The organism is Halomonas sp. 707D4 (genome assembly GCF_024158685.1).
Taxonomy (GTDB): Bacteria; Pseudomonadota; Gammaproteobacteria; order Pseudomonadales; family Halomonadaceae; genus Vreelandella.
This window is the reverse complement of the sequence record NZ_JAMZBD010000415.1, coordinates 1-2,717: the sequence shown is the minus strand read 5'-3', so window position 1 is coordinate 2,717 and position 2,717 is coordinate 1. Positions and strand designations below refer to the sequence as shown.

At 61.0% G+C, this 2,717-nt stretch carries 3 protein-coding genes and 1 pseudogene; 2 read left to right on the top strand and 2 right to left on the bottom strand.

The features are described from left to right. Both BIS11_RS14545 and BIS11_RS14540 read left to right on the top strand, forming a co-directional pair. Positions 1–261 (top strand): annotated as a pseudogene (locus tag BIS11_RS14545) (gluconate kinase); the annotation flags it as partial. 64 nt (positions 262–325) lie between these two features. Then, entirely contained in the window at positions 326–1,342 is a 1,017-nt protein-coding gene (locus BIS11_RS14540; RefSeq protein WP_253421334.1) for a substrate-binding domain-containing protein, read from the top strand. A 96-nt stretch (positions 1,343–1,438) separates the two neighbouring features. Here BIS11_RS14540 and BIS11_RS14535 read toward each other — a convergent pair whose 3' ends face one another. Both BIS11_RS14535 and BIS11_RS14530 read right to left on the bottom strand, forming a co-directional pair. After that, the gene (locus tag BIS11_RS14535; RefSeq protein WP_253421333.1) at positions 1,439–1,930 is read right to left on the bottom strand and encodes a PRC-barrel domain-containing protein; all 492 of its coding nucleotides are present in this window, start codon (positions 1,928–1,930) and stop codon (positions 1,439–1,441) included. 383 nt (positions 1,931–2,313) lie between these two features. Then, positions 2,314–2,717, bottom strand: a 404-nt coding sequence (locus BIS11_RS14530; RefSeq protein WP_253586387.1) for a 2OG-Fe(II) oxygenase, incomplete at its 5' end; no start/stop codon positions are given.

Genomic DNA, 2,717 nt, shown 5'->3' with positions numbered 1-2,717 from the left:
GGACTCAAGAAACGTTATCGGGACTGCCTGCGCGAAGGTGACCCGGCGCTCAAGATCCTGTTTCTGGAAGGCGACCAGGCGCTGTTGAAACAGCGCCTGGAAAATCGTGAAGGACACTTCTTCAAGGGCGAGGCAATGCTGGCAAGCCAGCTGGCGGATCTCGAGCCGCCATGTGAGAAGGAAGCCATGAGCGTGTCGATCGCGCTTGCTCCGCAGGCCATTGCGAAGCGCTTCGTCGAGCCAATGCTCAAGTTGCAGTGACGCACCCGCCATTTCTGGCCGCATTCCGGATGGCGGGGTGCCTTGATCGAAGGGCCCGTGATCCGTGAAGAAAAGACGCCCCACCCTGCAGGACATCGCCGAGCGTGTCGGCGCGACGAAGATGACCGTCAGCCGCTGTCTGCGCGATCCGCAGACCGTATCGGAAGAGCTTCGCGCGCGTATCTTCAGCGTGGCCGAGGAAGTAGGCTACATTCCCAACCGCGCCCCGGAACTTCTGTCCCGGGCGAAGAGCCGCTCCATCGGCGTGCTCGTGCCCTCGTTGACCAACCAGGTGTTCGCCGATGTCATTCTCGGCATCGAGACCCTGACCGAGCCGGCGGGGTTTCACCTGATGCTGTCCCACTACGGCTACAGCCCGGAGCTCGAGGAGCGCAGCCTCGCATCGCTGCTCTCCTACAACATCGATGGCGTGATTCTCGCCGACCACGAACATACGCCCCGCAGCTTGCGCATGCTGGAAACGGCCGGCATTCCCGTCATCGAGATCATGGATACGCACCGACGCCCGCTCCAGCAATCGGTCGGCTACGACAACGTCCAGGCCGCCGACGACATGGTCAGCGCGATGATCCGCAGCGGGCGTCGGCACATCCTCTATCTGGCCGTGCGTCTGGACGAGCGTACCCGCCAGCGGGGAAAGGGGTACGAGCGTGCAATGGTGCGCCACGGGCTCGAACCGGTCACGCTGCAAAGCCCGCTGCGCTCCTCCTACAGCGTGGGGGCGGCCCTGATGCAGAGCGTGCTGCGCGATCATCCCGAGGCCGATGGTCTCTTCTGTACCAACGACGACGTGGCGATAGGCGCTTACTACGAGTGCCTGCGCCAGGGCATACGCGTTCCCGAGGCAATGGCACTGGCGGGTTTTCATGGTCACGACGTGGGGCAGGCAATGACGCCGAGGCTTGCCAGCGTCATCACGCCGCGACGCCTGATCGGCGAGACCGCGGCCCGTGCACTGGTCGAACGTATCCAGAACGGTGATGCGGCCGCAGCGGCGGTCGTCGATCTGGGCTATACGATCACGCTGGGAGAGACGCTGGAAAGAGCAGACGACACCTAGCGAAGGGGTTCAGCTCGTTGCGGGACAGGAAAGGAAACCCGCAGGCAATAAAAAACCCCGGCGAACCGGGGTTTTTCACGACACGCTCACATGGGGTTAACCCATGTTGTTGTCGTTGGTGTCGTCCATGTCCATGCCTTCGTTGTCCATGGTGGGATCGTCGTTCATGGTGTCACGATCGCCATCGCGATCGTACTCTTCGGCTTCTTCGAGCGCATCCTGAGAGGCATTGACACGGATGACGTACTCGTCGTCGTCGTTGTCATGGGCCAGTTCGAGGGAGTCCCACTCGATGGCGACGTTTTTCTCGCCCATGCCGAGGAAGCCGCCCACGCCTACTACCACTGCTTGAATCTGACCGTCTTCGTCGATGATGAGGTCGTTGATGGTACCGATATCCTCATCGTCTTCAACAGTGCTCTTGACCTGGTTGCCGGTCAGGGAGTCGGCATGGAACGTGCCTGCCGGCGGCGTGGTCAGGTAGGTAGCTTCACTTACGGTGCCAGTCTGCGCGTTGGCCGCAGCCGCTGCGAACATGACTGCCGGAACCATCAGGGTACCCAGAAAAGCCGGTTTGATCATTTTCATTGCCATTGCTCCTTGCGTTGGTAGTAAGGCAGGGCGTATCAGCGCCTTGACCTCAACTTTCAAATAGCCAGCCGACTGGCGTATCGCTTCGTTCGGCAGTGTCTGGCCATTGCTCCTGGTGGTCGAAGACCACATGCTGCGTCTTGCTCTCTGCAATTTCCTGGTCTCTACAACCCGTATTTGCAACCCTTTGAAAAGCGAGCTCTTTTCGCTTTCTACAGGTCACCACGAGGGGCGTCGACCATGTCGTGGGCGTTTTGCGCCGGGACACTTCTCAAGGTAGACGCTGTGAGTGGCTTTGCAACCCATCGGTGCACGTGTTTTCGTCGATGGCGCCCAACATGGTGCAAAAACATCATGATAGGCGCTTGGATTGATCAAGGTTAACGTGCCGGGTCGAGCACGCCTCCCAGGGAGGCATTACGCCGGAACCAGCCGGCGATGCTGCTGCGCGGGTGACGAGTGGGAAGCACTTCGTGCGGTACGCTCTCGGAGAGAAAACAGGCGAAGGTGCCGGCGTTGGGCACGACCCGAGCGAGCTCGCGCTCGTCGTCATCGGCGTCGTAGATCACCATTTCGCCGCCGCCATCAAAGGGCCAGTCCGGGGTGAGGTACCCCACCGTCGAGACCACACGGTTGGCCCGGCCGCGAAAGCTGTCCAGATGGCGCTTGTAGAAGGCGCCGGCAGGGTAGTGGGCGAAGTGCGCCTCGTACTCGAAAAGCCCCAGAAAGAGCGTCTGGTTGAGCGACGCCTGTAGACGCTGCATGGCTTCCAGGTAAAGGCGCT